This is a genomic window from Pantoea sp. X-Soil-TKNS-1211 (assembly GCF_059730495.1).
In genome coordinates, this window is record NZ_AP035953.1 from 3337331 (window position 1) to 3359504 (window position 22174).

General features: G+C 51.8%; 26 protein-coding genes and 1 other RNA gene. 12 read left to right on the forward strand and 15 right to left on the reverse strand.

From position 1 onward, the window contains the following. Positions 1 to 2: 2 nt before the first annotated feature. The 9 genes from era to AC6I8W_RS15805 form a co-directional block, all read right to left on the reverse strand. Positions 3 to 908 (reverse strand): GTPase Era, encoded by a 906-nt coding sequence (gene era, locus AC6I8W_RS15765; RefSeq protein WP_497835779.1) that lies wholly within the window; start codon positions 906 to 908, stop codon positions 3 to 5. 45 nt (positions 909 to 953) lie between these two features. Further along, entirely contained in the window at positions 954 to 1634 is a 681-nt protein-coding gene (rnc, locus tag AC6I8W_RS15770) for a ribonuclease III (RefSeq protein WP_497835780.1), read from the reverse strand. A gap of 109 nt (positions 1635 to 1743) precedes the next feature. Continuing rightward, positions 1744 to 2715, reverse strand: coding sequence for a signal peptidase I (gene lepB / locus AC6I8W_RS15775; protein WP_497835781.1), 972 nt, complete (start codon positions 2713 to 2715; stop codon positions 1744 to 1746). Positions 2716 to 2724: 9 nt separating this feature from the next. Further along, positions 2725 to 4524, reverse strand: coding sequence for a translation elongation factor 4 (gene lepA, locus AC6I8W_RS15780; protein WP_480365054.1), 1800 nt, complete (start codon positions 4522 to 4524; stop codon positions 2725 to 2727). Positions 4525 to 4741: 217 nt separating this feature from the next. After that, a complete protein-coding gene (gene rseC / locus AC6I8W_RS15785; RefSeq protein WP_497835782.1) occupies positions 4742 to 5206 on the reverse strand; it encodes a SoxR-reducing system protein RseC in 465 nt (154 codons plus the stop codon). Continuing rightward, positions 5203 to 6159 carry a sigma-E factor regulatory protein RseB gene (rseB, locus tag AC6I8W_RS15790; protein ID WP_497835783.1) on the reverse strand — a complete coding sequence of 319 codons (957 nt, stop codon included), beginning with the start codon at positions 6157 to 6159 and terminating at the stop codon, positions 5203 to 5205. The genes rseC and rseB overlap by 4 nt, the downstream gene beginning before the upstream one ends. After that, positions 6159 to 6815 (reverse strand): anti-sigma-E factor RseA, encoded by a 657-nt coding sequence (rseA, locus tag AC6I8W_RS15795; protein ID WP_480365060.1) that lies wholly within the window; start codon positions 6813 to 6815, stop codon positions 6159 to 6161. Before rseA ends, rseB begins: the two co-directional genes overlap by 1 nt. 27 nt (positions 6816 to 6842) lie before the next feature. Beyond that, a complete protein-coding gene (gene rpoE, locus AC6I8W_RS15800) occupies positions 6843 to 7421 on the reverse strand; it encodes an RNA polymerase sigma factor RpoE (protein ID WP_480365062.1) in 579 nt (192 codons plus the stop codon). A gap of 28 nt (positions 7422 to 7449) precedes the next feature. Continuing rightward, on the reverse strand, positions 7450 to 7620 hold the full coding sequence (locus AC6I8W_RS15805) for a hypothetical protein (protein ID WP_480365064.1): 171 nt from the start codon (positions 7618 to 7620) through the stop codon (positions 7450 to 7452). A gap of 244 nt (positions 7621 to 7864) precedes the next feature. Here AC6I8W_RS15805 and nadB point away from each other — a divergent pair, with 244 nt between their 5' ends. After that, positions 7865 to 9484: an L-aspartate oxidase gene (nadB, locus tag AC6I8W_RS15810; RefSeq protein ID WP_497838207.1), complete on the forward strand. Its 1620-nt coding sequence runs from the start codon at positions 7865 to 7867 to the stop codon at positions 9482 to 9484. Here nadB and trmN read toward each other — a convergent pair. Further along, positions 9469 to 10218, reverse strand: a complete 750-nt coding sequence (gene trmN / locus AC6I8W_RS15815) for a tRNA(1)(Val) (adenine(37)-N(6))-methyltransferase TrmN (RefSeq protein ID WP_497835784.1) — start codon at positions 10216 to 10218, stop codon at positions 9469 to 9471. The two genes, nadB and trmN, sit on opposite strands and share 16 nt — an antisense overlap. Positions 10219 to 10375: 157 nt before the next feature. Here trmN and srmB point away from each other — a divergent pair, with 157 nt between their 5' ends. Next, positions 10376 to 11704 (forward strand): ATP-dependent RNA helicase SrmB, encoded by a 1329-nt coding sequence (srmB, locus tag AC6I8W_RS15820; protein WP_497835785.1) that lies wholly within the window; start codon positions 10376 to 10378, stop codon positions 11702 to 11704. A 206-nt stretch (positions 11705 to 11910) separates the two neighbouring features. On the opposite strand, the gene grcA is transcribed toward srmB, so the two are convergent. Beyond that, positions 11911 to 12294, reverse strand: coding sequence for an autonomous glycyl radical cofactor GrcA (grcA, locus tag AC6I8W_RS15825; protein WP_497835786.1), 384 nt, complete (start codon positions 12292 to 12294; stop codon positions 11911 to 11913). A 266-nt stretch (positions 12295 to 12560) separates the two neighbouring features. On the opposite strand from grcA, the gene ung reads away from it, so the two are divergent. After that, positions 12561 to 13238, forward strand: coding sequence for a uracil-DNA glycosylase (gene ung, locus AC6I8W_RS15830; protein ID WP_497838208.1), 678 nt, complete (start codon positions 12561 to 12563; stop codon positions 13236 to 13238). Between the two features lie 46 nt (positions 13239 to 13284). On the opposite strand, the gene grpE is transcribed toward ung, so the two are convergent. Next, positions 13285 to 13863, reverse strand: a complete 579-nt coding sequence (grpE, locus tag AC6I8W_RS15835) for a nucleotide exchange factor GrpE (RefSeq protein WP_497835787.1) — start codon at positions 13861 to 13863, stop codon at positions 13285 to 13287. 122 nt (positions 13864 to 13985) lie between these two features. Here grpE and nadK point away from each other — a divergent pair, with 122 nt between their 5' ends. From nadK to bamE, 3 genes are all read left to right on the forward strand, one after another. Further along, positions 13986 to 14864 carry an NAD(+) kinase gene (gene nadK, locus AC6I8W_RS15840; protein ID WP_497835788.1) on the forward strand — a complete coding sequence of 293 codons (879 nt, stop codon included), beginning with the start codon at positions 13986 to 13988 and terminating at the stop codon, positions 14862 to 14864. A gap of 85 nt (positions 14865 to 14949) precedes the next feature. After that, positions 14950 to 16611, forward strand: a complete 1662-nt coding sequence (gene recN, locus AC6I8W_RS15845) for a DNA repair protein RecN (RefSeq protein ID WP_497835789.1) — start codon at positions 14950 to 14952, stop codon at positions 16609 to 16611. Positions 16612 to 16800: 189 nt separating this feature from the next. After that, positions 16801 to 17148, forward strand: coding sequence for an outer membrane protein assembly factor BamE (gene bamE / locus AC6I8W_RS15850; RefSeq protein ID WP_480365078.1), 348 nt, complete (start codon positions 16801 to 16803; stop codon positions 17146 to 17148). Between the two features lie 52 nt (positions 17149 to 17200). Here the strand turns inward: bamE and AC6I8W_RS15855 are convergent, their stop codons facing one another. Continuing rightward, on the reverse strand, positions 17201 to 17491 hold the full coding sequence (locus AC6I8W_RS15855) for an RnfH family protein (protein ID WP_497835790.1): 291 nt from the start codon (positions 17489 to 17491) through the stop codon (positions 17201 to 17203). Then, entirely contained in the window at positions 17484 to 17918 is a 435-nt protein-coding gene (locus AC6I8W_RS15860; RefSeq protein WP_497835791.1) for a type II toxin-antitoxin system RatA family toxin, read from the reverse strand. Before AC6I8W_RS15860 ends, AC6I8W_RS15855 begins: the two co-directional genes overlap by 8 nt. Positions 17919 to 18077: 159 nt before the next feature. Here AC6I8W_RS15860 and smpB point away from each other — a divergent pair, with 159 nt between their 5' ends. The 6 genes from smpB (at position 18078) to AC6I8W_RS15890 (ending at position 21656) form a co-directional block, all read left to right on the forward strand. Beyond that, a complete protein-coding gene (smpB, locus tag AC6I8W_RS15865) occupies positions 18078 to 18560 on the forward strand; it encodes an SsrA-binding protein SmpB (RefSeq protein ID WP_013510142.1) in 483 nt (160 codons plus the stop codon). A gap of 43 nt (positions 18561 to 18603) precedes the next feature. Next, positions 18604 to 19002, forward strand: a transfer-messenger RNA (tmRNA) gene (ssrA, locus tag AC6I8W_RS15870). 231 nt (positions 19003 to 19233) lie between these two features. After that, complete coding sequence (locus AC6I8W_RS15875) at positions 19234 to 19422, forward strand: YegP family protein (RefSeq protein WP_480365106.1); 189 nt, start codon at positions 19234 to 19236, stop codon at positions 19420 to 19422. An 88-nt stretch (positions 19423 to 19510) separates the two neighbouring features. Beyond that, positions 19511 to 20317, forward strand: a complete 807-nt coding sequence (locus AC6I8W_RS15880; protein ID WP_497835792.1) for a shikimate dehydrogenase family protein — start codon at positions 19511 to 19513, stop codon at positions 20315 to 20317. A gap of 213 nt (positions 20318 to 20530) precedes the next feature. Continuing rightward, positions 20531 to 20887 carry a KPN_00521 family repetitive protein gene (locus AC6I8W_RS15885; protein ID WP_497835793.1) on the forward strand — a complete coding sequence of 119 codons (357 nt, stop codon included), beginning with the start codon at positions 20531 to 20533 and terminating at the stop codon, positions 20885 to 20887. A 112-nt stretch (positions 20888 to 20999) separates the two neighbouring features. After that, positions 21000 to 21656 (forward strand): epoxyqueuosine reductase QueH, encoded by a 657-nt coding sequence (locus AC6I8W_RS15890; protein WP_497835794.1) that lies wholly within the window; start codon positions 21000 to 21002, stop codon positions 21654 to 21656. Here AC6I8W_RS15890 and AC6I8W_RS15895 read toward each other — a convergent pair. After that, the gene (locus AC6I8W_RS15895; RefSeq protein ID WP_497835795.1) at positions 21638 to 21964 is read right to left on the reverse strand and encodes a hypothetical protein; all 327 of its coding nucleotides are present in this window, start codon (positions 21962 to 21964) and stop codon (positions 21638 to 21640) included. The two genes, AC6I8W_RS15890 and AC6I8W_RS15895, sit on opposite strands and share 19 nt — an antisense overlap. Between the last annotated feature and the right edge of the window lie 210 nt (positions 21965 to 22174).

The window sequence follows — 22174 nt, forward strand, 5'->3', positions numbered from 1 at the left end:
GGTTAAAGATCGTCTACATAACCCAGACTGCGCAGCGCACGTTCGTCATCCGCCCAGCCAGATTTCACCTTCACCCATAGTTCAAGGTGGACTTTAACCTCGAACATTTCTTCCATATCTTTGCGTGCTTCGATACCGATGGTTTTGATTTTGGCACCTTTGTTGCCAATCACCATTTTCTTCTGACCATCGCGTTCGACCAGAATCAGGCCGCTGATATCATAGCCGCCGCGCTCATTGGTTTCGAACTTCTCAATCTCAACGGTAACGGAATACGGCAGTTCTGCGCCGAGGAAACGCATCAGTTTTTCGCGGATGATTTCGGAAGCCATAAAACGCTGTGAACGGTCCGTGATGTACTCTTCCGGGAAGTGGTGTTCCGCTTTTGGCAGACGCTTACGCACGATCGCCGCGATGGTATCGACGTTTTTACCGAGTTCAGCCGAGATCGGGACGATATCCGTGAAGTTCATCTGCTGGCTGAGGAACTGCAAATGCGGCAGCAGGATGCTTTTATCCTGGATGTTATCGACTTTGTTAACCGCCAGCACGACAGGAACTTTGTTATCCCGCAGCTTATTCAGCACCATTTCGTCATCTGGCGTCCAGCGCGTGCCGTCAACCACGAAAATAACCAGTTCAACATCACCGATAGAGCTGCTGGCAGCACGGTTCATCAGGCGGTTAATCGCCCGCTTTTCTTCCATGTGCAGTCCGGGGGTGTCCACGTAGATAGCCTGATACGGCCCTTCCGTATGAATCCCCATAATGCGGTGACGCGTGGTTTGCGGCTTGCGCGAGGTGATCGACACCTTCTGCCCCAGCAACTGGTTCAGTAAGGTGGATTTACCGACGTTCGGTCGGCCAACAATCGCGACAAAGCCGCAATAAGTTTCGTGTTCGCTCATTCGAGTCCTGACTTAATCAGCACCGGTCAGGGTGCTGCGATGTGACTATTCGAGGCCGAGTTTAATTAATGCCTGTTCGGCGGCGGCCTGTTCTGCTTTACGGCGGCTGGAGCCTACGCCCACCACCGGTTCAGCCATGCCACTCACCTGACAGTGAATGGTAAATTCCTGATCGTGGGCTTCCCCACGCACCTGCACCACCAGATACGAGGGCAGCGGCAGATGGCGTCCCTGCAAGAACTCCTGCAGGCGCGTTTTCGGATCTTTTTGTTTATCACCCGGACTGATTTGCTCCAGTCGCGTTTGATACCAGTCGAGAATCAGCTTTTCGACGTTCTGAATACTGCTGTCGAGGAAGATGCCGCCAATCAGCGCTTCCACGGTATCAGCAAGAATCGATTCACGACGGAAACCGCCGCTTTTCAGTTCACCCGGCCCAAGACGTAAGCATTCGCCAAGGTCGAATTCACGCGCCATTTCTGCCAGGGTGTTACCACGTACCAGAGTCGCGCGCATGCGACTCATGTCACCTTCATCAACCCGCGGAAAGCGGTGATAAAGCGCATTGGCAATCACATAGCTGAGAATTGAATCGCCAAGAAATTCGAGACGCTCGTTGTGTTTGCTGCTGGCGCTGCGGTGAGTCAGAGCCTGTTGCAGCAATTCCGGATGAGTAAAAGTGTAGCCCAGTTTGCGCTGCAGCTTGTTAATGAGGATGGGGTTCATGCGATTCCAGTTCTTCTGTGCGTCTGTCACTCTGCATACGAAACAGGGCTGAGGTTCCAACACGTTCCGTTTCGTGTGCAGTGGCCCCCCGCAGGGAGCCAACCGTTTATCAGTGAATACCGCCAATGCGACTTAAGCGCACGCCGGTTGGCCACTGTCCTTCTTGTTTCTCAAAGCTCATCCAGATAGCAACCGCTTTGCCGACCAGGTTTCTCTCGGGCACAAAGCCCCAGTAGCGACTGTCGGCGCTGTTATCACGGTTATCGCCCATCATGAAATATTGTCCCTGCGGCACAATCCAGCTCGACTGAGGCTGACCTGGCTGCTGGTAGTACATGCTCGCCTGACTCTGCGCTTCGTTGACCAGCAGAATATCGTGCGTCACGCTGCCCAATGTCTCTTTACGTGTACCGAGACGTAAGCCGCCACGCATAGTTTCACCCTGGGGAACCTGGAAGAAACCATTGCCGGTTTCATTACCATCGAAGCCGCTGAAGGTCTGAATAAAGCTGCTTGGCTCGATGTTGGTATAGGTGATCGGCAGCGCGGTGTCGCATTTGCCGTTACCACAACCTGGATTCACCGTCAGGGTTTTACTGTAAGGATCATAAACTACTTTGTCGCCCGGCAGACCGATAACCCGTTTGATGTAATCCATGCTCGGATCTTTCGGGTATTTGAATACCGCGATATCGCCGCGCTGCGGATGACCGGTTGGGATCAGCGTTGTTTGGGTGATCGGATCTTTCAAGCCGTAGGCAAATTTTTCCACGAGAATGAAGTCACCGATCAACAAAGTGGGCATCATCGAACCAGACGGGATCTGGAACGGCTCGTAAACAAATGAACGTACGATAAATACCACCGCCAGCACCGGGAAAACCGAGGCTGCGGTTTCCACCCAACCTGGTTGTGCCGAGACTTTCGCCAGCGTTTTGCTATCCAGCGTGTTACCCGCCTGCGCCTGTGCTGCAACCTGCTTAGCACGACGTGCTGGTGCCCATTTAAAACGATCAATACACCAGATAACACCGGTTATCAGGGTGGCGATCGCCAGAATCAGGGCGAACATATTAGCCATTGAGGTTCCTTATTTGCTGTCTTTACCGACATGCAGAATGGCAAGGAATGCTTCCTGCGGCAGTTCAACGTTACCGACCTGCTTCATTCGCTTCTTACCTTCCTTCTGCTTCTGCAACAGTTTTTTCTTACGGCTAACGTCACCGCCATAGCATTTCGCCAGAACGTTTTTACGCAGCTGTTTGACTGTTGAGCGAGCGATAATGTGGTTGCCGATTGCTGCCTGAATCGCGATATCGAACTGCTGGCGTGGGATCAGATCTTTCATCTTTTCCACCAGCTCACGGCCACGATATTGCGAATTATCACGGTGAGTAATCAGCGCCAGCGCATCGACACGTTCTGCGTTGATCAGCACGTCGACACGCACCATGTCAGAGGCCTGGAAACGTTTGAAGTTATAATCCAGTGAAGCATAGCCACGCGACGTCGATTTCAGACGGTCAAAGAAGTCGAGAACCACTTCCGCCATCGGGATTTCGTAAGTCAGCGCAACCTGGTTGCCGTGGTAAACCATATTTGTCTGAACACCACGTTTCTCGATGCAGAGCGTAATGACGTTGCCAAGGAACTCCTGCGGCAGCAGCATATGACACTCGGCGATCGGTTCGCGCAGTTCTTCAATATTATTCAGCGGCGGCAGCTTAGACGGGCTGTCAACATACACCACTTCGCCATCTGTGGTTTCCACTTCGTACACCACGGTCGGTGCGGTGGTGATCAGATCGAGATCGTACTCACGTTCCAGACGTTCCTGGATGATCTCCATATGCAGCAGGCCAAGGAAGCCACAGCGGAAGCCGAAGCCCAACGCAGTAGAACTTTCCGGCTCGTAGAACAGCGAAGCATCGTTCAGGCTCAGTTTGCCCAGCGCATCGCGGAAGGCTTCATAATCATCAGAGCTGACCGGGAACAGACCGGCATACACCTGCGGCTTCACTTTTTTGAAGCCTGGCAGCGCTTTATCAGCCGGGTTACGTTGCAACGTCAGGGTATCGCCCACGGGTGCGCCGAGGATATCTTTAATGGCGCACACCAGCCAGCCCACCTCGCCGCATTTCAGCTCGGTACGGTCGACTTGTTTCGGCGTGAAAATCCCCAGGCGCTCTGCGTTGTACACCTGACCGGTGCTCATCACTTTAACTTTGTCGCCTTTACGCAGGGTGCCGTTCTTAATGCGAATCAGCGATACCACACCGAGGTAATTATCAAACCATGAGTCGATAATCAGCGCCTGTAACGGGCCTTCCGGATCGCCTTCCGGCGGCGGAATGTCGCGTACCAGACGCTCCAACACTTCCGGTACACCGACGCCGGTCTTCGCTGAACAACGCACAGCATCGGTGGCATCGATACCAACAATATCTTCGATTTCCTCTGCCACACGCTCCGGATCGGCCGCAGGCAGGTCGATCTTGTTGAGTACCGGTACCACTTCCAGATCCATTTCCATGGCGGTATAGCAGTTCGCCAGCGTCTGTGCTTCTACGCCCTGACCTGCATCGACCACCAGTAATGCCCCTTCACAGGCCGCCAGAGAGCGGGAAACTTCATAGGAGAAGTCCACGTGTCCGGGCGTGTCGATAAAATTGAGCTGGTAAGTTTCACCGTTCAGCGCTTTGTAATCGAGCGTTACGCTCTGCGCCTTAATGGTAATGCCGCGTTCACGCTCCAAATCCATCGAATCCAGAACTTGCGCCGCCATCTCACGATCGCTCAGGCCACCACAAATTTGAATCAAACGGTCTGACAGCGTCGATTTGCCGTGGTCGATATGAGCGATGATGGAGAAATTTCGTATGTGCTTCATTTATATGAATATCTTCACTTAGAATATCAGTTGAATACTTGAGCACAGACACATTCAGGAAATGGAGTTTTACCTGGAACCCTGTCAGCCTCATTAATGACGACGCATATTACACTGTTAACGCCTTGCGTTAAAGAATGGAACTGCGGGGAATCGCAACAGATTTCAGCGGCTAAGCGCCGTGAAAAAGACCGCGTTCGACGCGGCCCGGCAAGAATCAAACTTCAGTTTCCACCCGCATCACATCAGGAGGCAAAGCGACATTAAGGATCACCGGCTGAAAAGCCTCGCGTTCACCGAACACTGAAGAGACGCCCCTGGCCACAATGAAGCCCCCCACGCCGCCCAACAACGCACCGCAGGCGGAAGCCAGGTCACTATGGAACAGCATCTGGAACAGACCGGCGACCAGAAACAGGCCAAACAGCGGTGTCATATAAACCAACACCGCTGAACCCAGCAAACTGCTTTCACGAATGCCCAGCTCAATACGCTGACCAGGTTGCAACGGTTCCGGGCTGGCGATTTGCATCACATGCGCATTTTTCGGCCCCAGCTTATTCAGCATATGGCTGCCGCAACCTTTACGCGCCGAGCAACTGTTGCAGGAGGTTTTCGCTTCTGTATGCAGCGTCGCGACACCCTCTTTCCACGCCACCACGGTGGCCCATTCTCTCATCATTTTGCTGATCCCGAATCAATACTGTCCGCAATACGTTTTGCTGTGGTCGGTGGAATCTCACCCACCACGGTAATCTCGTTATTATTGCGCACTTCCGTCTGCACCGTACGACGCCCAGTGCGCAATGTCTGCGCAACGCTGTTTTTATCTGCGGGCGTTACGTTAATCGCAAAACTGAACAGGCCATCGCTATAGAGACGGGATTCAACGGTTTTGCTCATCGCCGGGATATCACGGCGACTCTGCGAGATCAGCGTCATCCCCGCCGGAAGCCATGTCGGCTGCCAGCTGAGCTGAACTTTATCACCAGCCGGTAATGATAACGTTGGCGGCAGATTGGCTTTCTCCAGTCCCTGCATCAGATTACGCACGCCTTCATCAACGGCAAAACTGATGACCCGGAACTGTTCCAGCGTTTCACCGTCACGATCCAGCAGGTCGATACGTAGTGGCAGTTTAGTATCGACATCCAGCCACACCACATAGCTGTAGCGTGAGCCGTCACGGGAGACGATACGAACTACCTCGCACAACTGATCGGCGATGCGTGAACGACCAACCGGAATGAAATCATAGACATTGCTCAGGCGGGAAAAGTCGGCAAACATCAGCGGCGGCAGAGCATCGATAATGTGGTTGCCGGGCAGAGAGAACGGATCAAGACCAGGTTCGAAATAGCTGATATCGTTGCCACGCTGAATCACTTCTCGACGCGGGCCGTCCATCTGCAATAACTGAGCAAAGATACGGTTGTCGATAACCGCATGGCGATAACGCAAGGATTCAATGCCCAGGCGTGAGACATTGATGTAAGCGAATTCGTAGTTGAGGGACTGGCTTGCCTGCTCCATCTGCTGTAACAACGCCCCGGACGCAGAAGTCTGCGCCGGGGCGGTAGATGTATAAAGCAGGCTGCCTGCCAGCAGGCTAACGGCACACCAAAGCTGCTTCATTACTGCTGCTGAATTCCTAACGACTGATTACCGGGAACATTCGCTTGCGCCTGTTGCGGATCGTTCTTCTCAAACTGAACCTGATCGGCATGCAGACGACGTTGCAGCTCATAATCTTGTAGCATCGCATTGATGCGACGACGCTGTTCCTGCACCTGCTGGTTTGAACTATTGGTATCAAACGCATCAGACGGCACACCCAGACTAACTGGTGAGGCCTTGCCCATCATCGGCAGCGTATTGAACACTGGCGAATCGGACGCTTCCGTTGCGTTGCTACCCGCGGGCTGATTGTAGTGCTGAACACCCACAATCACCGCCAGCGAGACACAGGCGGCTACGCCAACCTGCGCCAGTTGCGCTGTCCATGAACCGGACTTGCGCCAGAACGGCATTTTCTTCCAGCGCACCGGTTCGGGCTGTGCTTCCGGAATCAGCGAAGTCACTTTACGTACCGGCTCATTTTCAATGGCTGCCGCCACGCGCGCGGAGATATCAAAATGCAGCACTTCACCTACATCGCCCCGCAGGGTGTCGCGGATCAGATGGTAGCTTTCCCAGCTTTTTTGCAGATTTGCATCCCTGGATAACGACGCCAGCAGCTCGTTATCTAAAGTTTCACCATCCATTAAAGCGGAAAGTTTTTCTTTCTGCATGCTTTGGTACCCTTCCAGTAGCCGTTATCACTGACGTTGGATAAGCGGTTGAACTTTATTATCAATAGCCTCTCGCGCACGGAAGATACGAGAACGTACTGTACCAACCGGGCAATCCATGATGGCGGCAATCTCTTCGTAACTTAAACCATCCAGTTCTCTGAGGGTTATTGCCATACGAAGATCCTCAGGAAGCGCCTCAATGGTACGAAAAACAATTTGTTTCAGTTCATCAGACAACATTAAGTTCTCAGGGTTCGAAATTTCTTTTAACGCCCCCGCACTTTCGAAGTTTTCCGCATCAATTGCGTCAACATCGCTGGTTGGTGGACGTCGCCCCTGAGCCACCAGATAATTTTTGGCAGTGTTCACTGCAATACGGTACAGCCATGTGTAAAACGCGCTGTCGCCACGGAACGACTCCAGTGCGCGATACGCTTTGATAAAAGACTCCTGTACCACATCCGGCACATCGCCCGATGGGACATAACGTGAAACCAGGCTCGCCACTTTATGCTGGTATCGAATCACCAGTAAGTTAAATGACTTTTGATCTCCCTTCTGAACCCGTTCAACGAGAACCTGATCCGTTAACTGCTCGCTCATCCGAGGTAATGTCTCCCCAAACTCTTTTTTATGCGTAAATGAACTGCCAGCACATCTCATTGTTCTGAGCAAGCATGCGCTTAGAGTCATATTCTGGCATGAAGTTCACCACGACCTGAAAATTTTCCGTATCGGAACCCAGACGTTTTTGTTGTTGATTGTCTTTCAGTGTAGCGACTTGCCGCGCTGGCAGCGTCATATTCGGCACCGATAATCGCTGGCAGAGTAACCTATGACGCCACGATTTTCATCTTTATTACCTGAATTCTCAGTAAGTTTGGTATAAAAAACACGTAAAGGTTATTTTCAGACATAACTCACTGAAATCGCGCTATTATCGCCACAGGCTGCTGAATTCATCGACGGAACCTGTTTAAAATACTTCACAGATGCGCCATCCGGGCTTATGCTCGGAACACCTTTTGTTTAGTAAATTAAACATTATGACTTCCCTACCCGATTATCAGTGCGATGTACTTATCGTCGGCAGCGGCGCTGCTGGCCTATCGTTGGCCCTGCGCCTGGCACCGCATTATCAGGTTACAGTTCTGAGCAAGGCCCAGGTGAATGAAGGTTCAACGCTGTATGCGCAAGGCGGCATTGCGGCGGTGTTTGATGAGACCGACAGCATTGAATCGCATGTGGAAGATACGCTGATTGCCGGAGCGGGGTTATGCGATCGCGCCACGGTCAGTTTTATCGCCAGTAACGCGCGCGACTGCGTGCAATGGCTGATTGATAATGGCGTGGCTTTCGACCAAGAGCCGCAGGGTGACGGCGAAACCCGCTACCACCTGACACGTGAAGGCGGCCACAGCCATCGCCGCATTCTGCACAGTGCCGACGCCACGGGTCGCGCGGTGGAAACCACGCTGGTCAGCCAGGCCCTGAGCCATCCCAACATTCGCATTCTTGAACGAACCAACGCCGTTGATCTGATTCTATCCGATAAAATTGGCTTGCCTGGACCACGTCACGTGGTTGGTGCTTGGATCTGGAACCGCAACCGCGAGCAGGTTGAAACCTGTCGGGCACGAGCAGTGATCCTCGCAACGGGGGGAGCAGCCAAAGTGTATCAATACACCACCAACCCGGATGTCGCATCCGGAGATGGTATCGCCATGGCCTGGCGTGCCGGCTGTCGGGTGGCGAATCTGGAGTTCAATCAATTCCATCCCACCTGTCTTTTCCATCCGCAGGCACAGAATTTCCTGCTAACCGAAGCGTTGCGTGGCGAAGGGGCATGGCTACTGCGCCCGGACGGTACGCGCTTTATGCCGGACTTTGACCCACGCGCCGAGCTGGCTCCGCGCGATATTGTGGCGCGAGCCATTGACCACGAAATGAAACGTCTTGGCGTGGATTGCATGTATCTCGATATCAGCCATCAACCGGCCAGTTTCATTCGCGCCCACTTCCCGATGATTTATGAAAAGCTGCTGACTTTTGGCCTCGATCTGACCAAAGAGCCGATCCCGATTGTTCCCGCCGCCCATTACACCTGCGGCGGCGTAATGGTTGATCAACAGGGGCGTACCGATGTCGATGGTCTGTATGCCATTGGTGAGGTTAGCTATACCGGCCTGCACGGTGCTAACCGCATGGCCTCGAATTCACTGCTGGAATGCCTGGTGTATGGCTGGTCAGCCGCCGAAGATGTGCTCCGTCGTCTGCCCAACATTGAACAGGTTGATCGCCTGCCAGCGTGGGATGAAAGCCGCGTGGATGACGCCGATGAACGCGTGGTGATTCAACATAACTGGCATGAACTGCGGCTGTTTATGTGGGATTATATGGGCATTGTGCGCACCACCAAAAGGCTGGAACGCGCGTTACGTCGCATCAACCTGCTACAACAGGAAATTGACGAGTACTACGCGCATTTCCGCCTGTCCAACAATCTGCTGGAACTGCGCAACCTGGTACAGGTTGCTGAACTGATGGTGCGCTGTGCGCTGGAGCGCAAAGAGAGTCGCGGCCTGCACTACACGCTGGACTACCCGAACCTGCTGCCGGAAGCGCTTCCTACGGTACTGGCACCGCCCCACTACATGAACAGGTAGAAATCCCGTGTCAGGCTGCACCAGTCTTCTGAATATTGCGTGTTTTCATCACGTATCGCCAGCCGCTCCATCAATTGTTCTCCCGCCGAGGGGGAGAAGCCCAGCAACACACGATGGGGTGGCCGGTGGGCATATTCGGCAACGTCATAACGAAAACGCAGATGCCAGCCGTCCTGCTGTGCCTGTCCAATCATGCTTTGGCCCAGTGACTCAGGCAGTACCACGCAAAAAAAACCTTCCTCTTCAATTAATTGTGCGGCACACCGCAGCAAGGTCTGATGATCAAGGGCATCGGTCGAACGCGCCGTGGCACGTTGTGGCGTTGCACAGGCCACGCCGGGAGTAAAATAAGGTGGATTGCTGACGATAAGGGAATAGCGTTGTTCACAGGCTTCTGCCCAGTGGGCAATATCGGCCTGATGGATCGTCACCCGTGATGGCCAGGGTGAAGCCTGCACATTTTCCTGCGCCTGCTGTGCCGCGTCAGCATCCAGTTCTACCGCATCAATCGGCACCTCATCCGGTGTGCGCTGGGCGATCATTAAGGCGATCAAACCGCTGCCGCTACCGATATCCAGTACGCGTCGCACGCCAGCCACCGGTGCCCATGCGCCCAGCAAAATACCGTCGGTGCCGACTTTCATTGCACAGCGATCGTGGGCAATAAAAAATCGCTTAAACGTAAAACCATTCTTTTGTAACTGAGACCGCGGATGCGGCGTCGTTTCTGTCATTCTCTGCAACCACTCAACAAAATCTGCCCAATGGCAGAGCTTCAGTGTAACGTGACAAAGCAGGGAAAACATCTCCCTGCATGGCGACATTGGTACACAAACAGATGAAGATTATGTTTGTTCTGTCTATAATCAGCGCCCCAAACTGAGGTAGACCATGACCGTAACCACATTCTCCGAACTCGAACTCGACGAAAGCCTGCTGGATGCCCTGCAGGAAAAAGGCTTCACGCGCCCTACAGCCATCCAGGCTGAGGCCATCCCTGCCGCTCTGGAGGGCCGTGACGTATTGGGTTCAGCACCGACCGGAACGGGGAAAACCGCAGCCTATCTGCTGCCGGCTATGCAGCACCTGATCGATTTCCCACGGAAAAAATCAGGACCGCCGCGCATTTTAATTTTAACGCCTACGCGCGAACTGGCGATGCAGGTTGCCGACCATGCGCGTGAGTTAGCGAAACATACACATCTGGATATCGCCACCATTACCGGCGGCGTTGCCTACATGAACCATGCTGAGGTGTTCAGCGAAAATCAGGACATCGTGGTGGCGACCACCGGCCGTCTGCTGCAATACATCAAAGAAGAAAACTTTGATTGCCGCGCGGTTGAAACCCTGATCCTTGATGAAGCTGATCGCATGCTGGACATGGGATTTGCCCAGGACATTGAAACTATCGCAGGTGAAACCCGCTGGCGTAAGCAAACGATGTTGTTCTCCGCCACACTGGAAGGCGACAACATTAAAGACTTTGCTGAGCGCCTGCTAAACGACCCGGTTTCCGTCGAAGCTGACCCCAGCCAACGTGAGCGTAAGAAAATCCAGCAGTGGTATTACCGTGCTGACGATCTCGAACATAAAACCAAGCTGTTGGTGCACCTGCTGAAGCAGCCGGAAGTCACTCGCTCGATTGTGTTTGTCCGTAAACGTGAGCGTCTGCATGAACTGGTCACCTGGCTGCACGAAGCCGGCATTCGCTGTAGCTATCTTGAAGGCGAAATGGTGCAGGCCAAGCGTAACGAAGCGTTGAAACGCCTGAATGATGGTCGCGTTAATGTGTTGGTGGCGACCGACGTTGCTGCGCGCGGTATCGATATTGAAGATGTCAGCCATGTGTTCAACTATGACATGCCACGTACTGCGGATATCTATCTGCACCGTATTGGACGCACCGCGCGTGCCGGACGCAAAGGCATCGCACTTTCGCTGGTTGAAGCCCATGACCATGTGCTGCTGGGCAAAATCAGCCGCTACATTAATGAGCCGTTGAAATCACGCATCATCGACGAGTTGCGTCCGGAATCGCGCGCACCGAGCACCAAAGTCACCGGAAAACCGTCGAAAAAGGTGCTTGCAAAGCGTAAAGAGCAGAAAGAGAAAGAAGCCGAGAAACCGCGCGTGAAGAAACGTCATCGCGATACCAAAAATATCGGGAAACGCCGCAAAGCAAGCGGCTCTGGAACGCCTGAACAGAATGCAGAATAAAGCAGCACCGTGATAAAAAAGTCGCCTCATTTGAGGCGATTTTTTTGTGACTCATCAGCTAAAACAGACTTTTCACGCCCTTTTTTACTCAAGCAGGCAAAAGTCAGCCGTCTCGTTTTGTGAATAATGAAAAAAGGCCGCACCGGTATACTCCGGTGCAGCCTGCATTGCTGTGTGTCTTTTCGTCAGTGGTACAAAAAGCCGAGTTACAGGCTTTCGGTGAAAGTACGGGTGATCACATCTCGTTGTTGTTCTGGGGTCAGCGCATTAAAACGTACCGCATAGCCCGATACACGAATGGTCAGCTGCGGATAATTCTCCGGATGCTTCACGGCATCTTCCAGCGTTTCACGACGCAGCACGTTAACGTTCAGATGCTGGCCGCCTTCAATACGCACCACGGGTTTCTGTTCCAACGGAATTTCGCGGTAAGCAATTTCACCGAGATCGCTGATGGCAACCACCTGATCTTCGGCAAAATCACCTTTTGCACACAGACAACGTGCTTCCGATTTCTCATCGTCCAGCAGCCAGAAAGAATTCAGCAGTTGAGGATTGTTAGTTTGAGTAATTTGAATACCGGTAATCATAGATGGCCTCCTGAGCCTGGCGCTGCCGCAGGCGAACAGCGTAGTTAGCGAAATTTTGTGATGCTCAGATATATCACTGCAATAAACCAGTCGTTTTGACTTGCATCAATTTCGCCGGGTCAGGCTGTCCACCGCACACTCTAATAAATTGATTTAAAATAAATTTTCTATTTAAATTTATTTTGTAAATTCTCAAAATTTTTTGACCTTCTGCTCGCCGCCAGGACGGGGTAAGCTAGGCGCAATTTTTTGGCAGGGAGTCCATGATGACCGAGAAGCTGACCTGGCACGATGTGCTGGCTGAAGAGAAAGAGAAACCCTACTTTGTGGAGACGCTAAAGGCGGTAGCCAACGAACGTGCTGCGGGCGTCACTGTCTATCCACCGCAAAAGGATGTCTTCAATGCCTTTCGGCTGACCGAGCTGGGCGATATTAAAGTGGTGATCCTGGGCCAGGATCCTTATCACGGTCCGAATCAGGCACATGGACTGGCTTTTTCAGTGCTGCCCGGTGTTGCCATCCCGCCCTCGCTGCTGAATATGTATAAGGAACTGGAGCAGGATATTCCCGGTTTTTTGCGTCCGCAGCATGGTTTTCTGGAAAGTTGGGCAAAACAGGGCGTGATGTTATTGAACACCGTGCTAACGGTACAAGCAGGTCAGGCACACTCCCATGCCCGTTTTGGCTGGGAAACCTTTACCGACAATGTGATCAGCGCCATCAACCAACATCGTGAAGGGGTGATTTTTCTCCTGTGGGGATCGCATGCGCAGAAGAAAGGGAACATCATCGATCGCCAGCGCCATCACGTGTTGAAAGCACCGCATCCTTCGCCGCTTTCAGCCCATCGTGGCTTTTTCGGCAGCAAACATTTTTCCCAGGCCAACGCATTGCTAAACCAGGCAGGGCAAACGCCCATCGACTGGACGCCCGTGCTGCCGTAAAACAAAAACGGCCGCATCAGGCGGCCGTTGTTTATTGGGCGACGTATCAGTTTTTCGCTTTTGCCACGGCAACCATTGCCGGGCGCAGCAGACGACCGTTCAGCGTGTAACCACGCTGCATCACCATCATCACGTGATTCGGTGCAACTTCTTCGGACTCCATCATCGACATCGCCTGATGCACATCCGGGTTGAACGGGACATTCGTCTCGCCCACTACTTCGACACCAAATTTACGCACCGCACCCAGCAGCGACTTCAGCGTCAGTTCGATGCCTTCAATCATCGAGGCCAGCTCTGAATTCTCTTTATCCGCCACTTCCAGCGCACGCTCCAGGCTATCAATCACTGGCAGCAGCTCGTTAGCGAATTTCTCCAGCGCAAACTTATGCGCCTTCTCCACATCCATTTCAGTACGACGACGGATGTTTTCGATCTCCGCCTGCGCACGCAGCTGCGCATCACGTACGCCTGACTGTAACTGGGCTAACTCAGCCTCCAGTTGCGCGATACGCTCATCACGCGGATCCACCTCAGTTGCCGTCTCTGCGTCCACGTGCTGTTGATCCTGTTGAATTTCGTCTGAGACTTGCTCGTTTGGGGTGTTCTGTTCTTTACTACTCATGAATTTCTCCGCGTTTTGCACATTCATCTCGCTGTTCGCTTATTATGGGGATCAGTTTGACGGTTTCAAGGGAACCCATCACATTGCCTGGCCGTTTTGGCTTATGAGGAACACCAGCTCAAATGAACAAACACTTTAACTGCATTGGGATTGTCGGCCATCCACGCCATCCAACTGCGTTAACCACCCATGAAATGCTCTGGCGCTGGCTAACGGCAAAAGGCTATGAAGTGATTGTCGAGCAGCAAATTGCGCGTGAACTTTCGCTAAAAAATGTGCAGACCGGCTCGCTGGCGGAAATTGGGCAGCGCGCCGATTTGGCCGTTGTTGTTGGTGGCGACGGCAACATGCTTGGTGCCGCGCGCGTACTGGCACGTTACGACATCAAAGTGATTGGCATCAACCGCGGCAATCTCGGTTTTCTGACTGATCTCGATCCCGACAACGCGCAACAACAGCTGGACGATGTCCTTCAGGGTGACTATTACAGCGAAAGCCGTTTTTTACTGGAAGCGCAGGTGTGCAAAGAAGATTGCTCACCACGTATTGGCAGTGCCATCAACGAGGTGGTACTGCATCCGGGAAAAGTGGCACATATGATTGAATTTGAAGTTTATATCGATGAAGTGTTTGCCTTTTCACAGCGTTCCGATGGTTTGATCATTTCAACCCCTACCGGTTCAACCGCCTATTCGCTTTCCGCTGGCGGACCGATTCTTACCCCTTCGCTGGAAGCGATTGTCCTTGTGCCAATGTTTCCGCATACCTTGTCGGCGCGCCCTTTGGTGATCAACAGCAGCAGTACTATCCGCCTGCGTTTCTCTTCACTACGCAGTGATTTGGAGATCAGTTGCGACAGCCAAATCGCGCTACCGATTCAGGAAGGTGAAGACGTGCTGATTCGCCGCAGCGCTAATCACCTCAATCTTATTCATCCTAAAAATTATAATTATTTTAATACGTTAAGCTCTAAACTCGGCTGGTCGAAAAAATTGTTCTGAAAATCAACCATCACTACTTTACTGGATAAAAAACCAGTTTATACTGTATGAAAAACCATATCTGTTTTTCTATACAGGTGAATGTATGCTGGCACAGCTGACCATCAGTAATTTTGCTATCGTTCGTGAACTGGAAATCGATTTTCATCGTGGCATGACAGCGATCACCGGGGAAACCGGCGCAGGAAAATCCATCGCTATTGATGCACTCGGCCTGTGTCTTGGTGGTCGCGCTGAAGCAGATATGGTGCGTCAGGGGGCGAGCCGCGCGGATATCTGTGCACGTTTTCAACTGAAAGCCTCCCCCTCCGCCCAACGCTGGCTGGCAGAAAACCAGCTAGATGACGGCAACGAGTGTTTATTACGCCGCGTGATCAGTGCCGATGGCCGTTCACGTGGCTTTATCAACGGCACCTCAGTTCCTCTGTCTCAACTGCGTGAACTGGGCCAGCTTCTGATTCAGATTCATGGTCAGCATGCCCATCAATTGCTGCTCAAACCCGATCACCAAAAGCATCTGCTGGATGCTTACGCCGCACACGACGATGTGCTGGCTCAGATGCGCATTCATTATCAGCGCTGGCACCAAAGCTGCCGCGCTTTGGCTCAGCATCAGCAGTTATCGCAGGAGCGTGAAGCGCGACGTGAACTGTTGCAGTACCAGTTGAAAGAACTGAATGAGTTTGCACCGCAACCCGGTGAGTTTGAGCAGATTGATGAAGAATATAAACGTCTGGCAAACAGCGGCCAGTTGCTCTCCACCAGCCAGCAGGCATTACAAATTCTGGCGGATAGCGATGACACCAACATGCAAAGTCTGCTGTATAGCGCGCGTCAGATGTTGAGCGAACTGGTCGCGCTGGATGATAAGGTTGGTGGCGTATTTAATCTGCTGGAAGAAGCGGCGATTCAGTTGAGTGAAGCCAGCGATGAACTGCGCCACTATTGCGATCGCCTTGACCTCGATCCCAATCGTCTGCACGAACTGGAGCAGCGTTTGTCTCGTCAGATCGCGCTGGCACGTAAGCATCACGTTACGCCTGAAGCGCTGCCGGTGTTGTATCAGCAACTGCTGGATGAAGCAGAGCTACTCTCACAACAGGAAAGCGATCAGGAAACGTTGCAGGCTGCCGTCAGCGTTCATCATCAGGAAGCGCTGGCAAGTGCCGAAATGCTTCATCAACAGCGTGAGCGTGCAGCTCGGGAACTGACACAGTTAATTACCCAAAGTATGCGTACGCTCGCGATGCCACATGGTGAATTCGCCATTGCGTTGGAATTTAACCCGGAACAGCTGACTGCCGAGGGAGCCAGCCGTATTGATTTCCGCGTCACGACCAACCCTGGTCAGCCTTTGCAACCGCTGGGCAAAGTCGCTTCCGGGGGAGAATTGTCGCGTATCGCCCTGGCAATTCAGGTGATCACCGCACAGAAAATGGAAACCCCGGCGATGATTTTCGACGAAGTGGATGTCGGCATTAGCGGCCCTACCGCTGCGGTTGTCGGCCAGATGCTGCGTCAACTGGGTGAGTCAACCCAGGTAATGTGTGTCACACATCTGCCGCAAGTAGCCGGTTGCGGTCATCAGCATTTCTTCGTCAGCAAAGAAACGGACGGCGCCATGACCGAAACGCATATGCAACCACTGGATAAGCGCGCGCGTCTGCAAGAACTGGCGCGTCTGCTGGGAGGTAGTGAAGTCACGCGCAATACGCTGGCGAATGCGAAAGAACTTTTAGCAGCCTGATACTGCACTTTTTTACGGCCCGGTGGTCATATGCTTGCTCTGTAGAGGTTTCAAATAGCGAAAAGGTTTATTATCATCGGCAACTTATGTCGCCAGAGTGATAAAGCCTGCCGCAGGCAGAGTTCAGAATTTGATGGCAAAAAAACAGCCTGATGAAAAGGCGTTTGGCCCCAGAAAAGGAATGTAGAGATGCGCTGTAAAATGCTGACTGCCGCGGCAGTGGTAATGTTGATGATGACCGCCGGATGTTCCACTCTTGAGCGTGTTGTGTACCGCCCGGATATCAACCAGGGAAACTATCTGGTCGCCAACGATGTGGCTAAAATCCACACAGGCATGACGCAGCAGCAGGTCGCGTACACTCTCGGTACGCCGATGATGCATGATCCCTTCGGCAGCAATGTCTGGTACTACATTTTCCGCGAAGAACCAGGCCATGAGCGCGTGAGACAACAAACTCTGACGCTGACTTTTGATAGCAACGGCGTGCTAACCAATATCGATAACAAACCGCGTCTCACGGGCAGTGAAGGCTGATGAGCTGCAACAAAAAAGGCGCCTGAGCGCCTTTTTTGTTTCTGCGTTTTCGCTATTTCTTTTCAGCGGCGCGTTCTGCACGCTGGCGTCGCATCTCTTTAGGATCGGCAATCAATGGACGATAGATTTCCACCCGATCACCGTCCTGCAATACATCATCCAACTTGACCGGGCGACTGTAGATACCGACTTTATTGGTGTGCAGATCGATATCTTTGCGTAGCGATAACAGTCCCGAGGCTTTAATCGCCTCTTCTACCGTCGCCCCTGGTTCGAGCATCACCGTGCGTAGATACTGTTTTTCCGGTAGCGCGTAAACCACTTCAACCGTCATATCAGGCACGATAAACCTCTTTGGCGCGCTGGGTAAACGCCTGCACCATACTGTTGGCCAGCTCTTTAAACACGCGACCAAACGCCATCTCTACCAGCATGTTGGTGAATTCAAAATCTAAACTCAGCTCAACTTTGCAGGCATCATCGCCCAGCGAAACAAAACGCCAGCCGCCAGTCAGCTTACGAAACGGACCATCGACCAGCTGCATGTGGATGCTTTGGTTGCTGGTTAAGGTGTTACGCGTAGTGAAAGTTTTACTGATGCCCGCTTTGGAGACATCGACAGCGGCGGTCATCTGATTTCCGCTGTTATCCAGCACCCGACTGCCGGTGCAGCCCGGGAGAAATTCTGGATATGAATCCACATCATTCACGAGCTGGTACATCTGCTCAGCGCTATAGGGGACCAGCGCTGAACGACTTATCTGGGCCATAATGGTTCCTGTTCATCACAAAACCGTTGAATAATACCATTTTCAGCCATCAAACAAAAATTCACCGCTATGCCAGCTGTGCTAAAATACCCTGTTTTTTACCGCCCCGCAGGACAGGGGATGCGTCCACAGACTGAGTGATGTAGACTACGCCGCACTATGACAAAGAAAAAAGCTCACAAACCCGGTTCAGCCACTGTTGCCCTCAATAAACGCGCTCGCCATGAATACTTCATTGAAGAAGAATTCGAAGCGGGGATGTCGTTACAAGGATGGGAAGTTAAATCTCTCCGCGCCGGCAAAGCCAACATCAGCGACAGCTACATTCTGCTGCGCGATGGCGAAGCCTATCTGTTTGGTGCGACTTTTCAGCCGCTGGCGGTGGCCTCTTCGCACGTAGTGTGCGATCCCACGCGCAACCGCAAACTATTGCTGAAGCAGCGCGAACTCGATTCATTGTATGGCCGCGTAAATCGTGAAGGTTATACCGTGGTCGCACTGTCGATTTACTGGAAAAATGCCTGGGCCAAACTGAAAATCGGTGTGGCTCGCGGTAAGAAAGAGCACGACAAGCGTGATGACATCAAAGAACGTGAATGGAAGCTCGATAAAGCACGCATCATGAAAAATTCCAACCGCTAAGGGATGGATTAAGCAGAATTTTTTGCTATACTTCTAGGTTCCTGGGGCTGATTCTGGATTCGACGGGATTGTGAACCCTTAGGTGCATGCCGAGGTGCGGTAGGCCTCGTAAAAAAGCCGCAAAAAAATAGTTGCTAAAGACAACTTAAATGCACGCGTAGCTAACGACGACTTGTTCGCCGTAGCTGCTTAATCAGCCTAAGAAACTGAGCGTCCCCTCTCTCCCTAGCCTCCGCTCTTAGGACGGGGATCAAGAGAGGTCAAACCCAAAAGAGATCGCGTGGACGCCCTGCCTGGGGTTGAAGCGTTAAATCCAATCAGGCTAGTTTGTTAGTGGCGTGTCCATCCGCAGCTGACAGGCGAATGTAAAGATTGGACTAAGCATGTAGTGCCGACGGCGTAGTAATTTCGGACGCGGGTTCAACTCCCGCCAGCTCCACCAAAATTCTCCGTCAGTGATTACCAGAGTCATCTGATGAAGTCCTGAAAGCCCGCAAAGCGCAAGCTCTGCGGGCTTTTTTGTATCTGTAATTTTTCTGAGAAATACGTTGGGAGAGTGATCGATGTTCAACTTTCTAAAAAGTCAGGAAAAATAAATTGATCAATATTTAATCACGGCAAATAGTTAATCCGCCGGAGCAAGACGCGCCGGGATGACATAAGGAGATATCACATGGGTTATTACCTTCTGAAAAAGAGTACAAAAACGCTACAGGACCAAAAATATTATTTTGTCCTGAAGGCAAGCAATGGTGAGACCATCGCTACCAGCGAAATGTATTCAAGCAAGCAGGCTGCGCAAAACGGAATCAAATCGGTGCAACAGAATGGTAGCTCTGTTGACATCCGAGATGAGACTTAAAAGATCACCTCACATAAAGGGCTGCTATCAGCCCTTTTATCATGTCACACTGACCTCCCAATTCCTGTATGACTCGGTGAGGAAGCAAGTGGATATTCTTGAACAGGTTGATGGCAAACTGACTATCCTCGGAATTTTGGGTGATCCCATCAGTCAGGTGAAAGCCCCTCTGATGATGAATGCAGAACTCAAACGTCTTCAGATAGCTGATACGTTAATGATCCCATTCCATGTCAGCAGTGAAGGTTTGAGAGGAATGGTCACTGGCCTGAAATCACTACAAAACTTTCGTGGTGCTATCGTCACCATGCCGCACAAGAAAGCGATTCTGCCCTGGCTCGATCATGTTTCCGACCAGGCAAAAGCCATTGGTGCCTGTAACGTTATCAGAAAAGAAGCCGACGGCAGCCTGAGTGGCACCATGCTTGATGGCGAGGGACTGGTGAGCAGTCTGATTGCCAATGGGTATCCGGTGCAGAATAAAAGTGTGTATCTTGCCGGAGCGGGTGGTGCGGCCTGCGCAATTGCTCATGCCCTCGCAGCGCATGGTGCAACAACACTCACCCTCTACAACCGAAGCATGGACAAAGCAACAACGCTCCGCAACGCATTGCGAAGCCAATATGACGACATCACGGTGGAGCTGGGTACAAATGAACCCGCACATCATGACATCATTATTAACGCCACTTCGGTCGGTATGGGGAACGATGAAAACATGCCATTCTCTCTTGCAAAGCTGCAAAACTCTGCGCTGGTCTGTGACATCATCATCTACCCGGAAAGAACAAAATTGCTTCACGAGGCAGAGCTGAATGGCCACCCCACCCATTACGGTCGGGCGATGCTGCAACATCAAATCAGCCTTATGCGCGAGTATATGTTAACCCCCTGATTATGCGAAGATAGTCCTGTCCCAGACTGCCGCTGGCACCAATATGAAACCGCGTCCTTTGTGCCCCCCAGTTTTGTAATGGCAGGCAGTAATAAGCAAAATCCCACCAGAACACGATGATTCATTTACAGTTTATTCCTAAAGCCAGTTGTTATTGAGCGTGCCATTGTTAACTACGGTCATAACATTGATGACTTTGATGAGGGAATATTCATGAAAAAGACAATTATCGCTTTATCAACATTTCTGCTGGCTTCGTCGGCACTTGCCGCTACCACACACGCAACAGATAACGATGTTGCCAATGCGCAGGCTGGCGCAAACACAGCTAAAGAGAAACTGCATCAGACCCAGGATCAGGGTGCTGAGCTGAAGCTCAAATCCAAACACGCCGCTGAAGGAAAGAGCGATAGCCTGAGCAGTAAAGCCAGTGAAGGAACGCAAAAAGCCTGGCATAAAACCAAAGAAGGCACAGAAAAAGGTGTCGATGCCACCAAAGAAGGTGCGCAAAAAGGCTGGAACAGTACCAAAGAAGGTGCCAGCGAACTGAAGAAAAAAGTGACCGAATAAAGATCACAGAGGCCGCCAATGCGGCCTTTTTATTGCCTGAGCCTCAATTTTTGCTTCCTGCCGACATAGCGCTTACACTGGTGTTTTCCATTCATAACCATTAATCATTCTTATGTCAGACACCTTCACTCGCCAACCCCTTCCCTTGCCCGGCGGCCACAGTAAAGTGCTGCTGCACTCCTGCTGCGCGCCCTGTTCGGGTGAAGTAATGGAGGCGATGCTGGCTTCCGGTATCGACTACACCATTTTCTTCTACAATCCGAATATTCACCCGTTGAAAGAATATGAACTGCGCAAAGAGGAAAACATCCGCTTCGCCGAGCAGTTTGGCGTGCCTTTTGTTGATGCCGATTATGATAAAGACAACTGGTTCGATCGCGCACGTGGTATGGAATGGGAACCGGAACGCGGCGTGCGTTGCACGATGTGTTTTGATATGCGTTTCGAACGCACGGCGCTGTATGCCCATGAACATGGTTTCCCGGTGATCACCAGTTCCCTCGGCATCTCTCGCTGGAAAAACATGCAACAAATCAACGATTGTGGCGTACGTGCCGCAGCGCACTATCCCGATATGTTGTATTGGGAGTTTAACTGGCGCAAAGGCGGTGGCTCCGCGCGCATGATTGAAATCAGCAAACGCGAGCGTTTTTATCAGCAGGAATATTGTGGCTGCATCTATTCATTGCGCGACAGTAACCGCCACCGCGTTGCCAGTGGCCGTGAACGCATTGAAATTGGCGTGCAATATTACCAGCCAGATGAATAAAGCCGCAGATTAACATTGCAGGATGCTGGCGAAAAAGCATTGCACCATCGCCGCATCCGGTTTTTTCCTTCCTCAATGATGGAACGCAGCAACCATGCATCGGTGAACGCCACTACCGCCTCGGCTTGCTGTGGAGTCAATGTAAACGGCTGCTGTAAAATGGGCTGATGGCTGGCAATCCATAGCGCAGAAGCACTGACTGAGACCAGTGCGCCTACCATCATCATTTTCACAAGGATATTTTTCATGTTTGCTCCAATTAACAAGGAAATGTTGGAGCGCATGGTAGAGCGACCTTCAGCAAACATAACCCCGCTCCACTGACAAACTTAGTCACTAAAACTGAATGATGAAATACATTAAAATTATCGTTCATCGTACAAATTTCAGAATTAAAACCCACAAAATGGCCGCGCGCCGAATTGATACAGCTAAAAGCTCTGCTAACCGTACTGAAGTACAAGCAAATTGTGTCAAGCCTTCTCGATGTGCAGAAAAAAACAGCGTTTCGTGCGGAA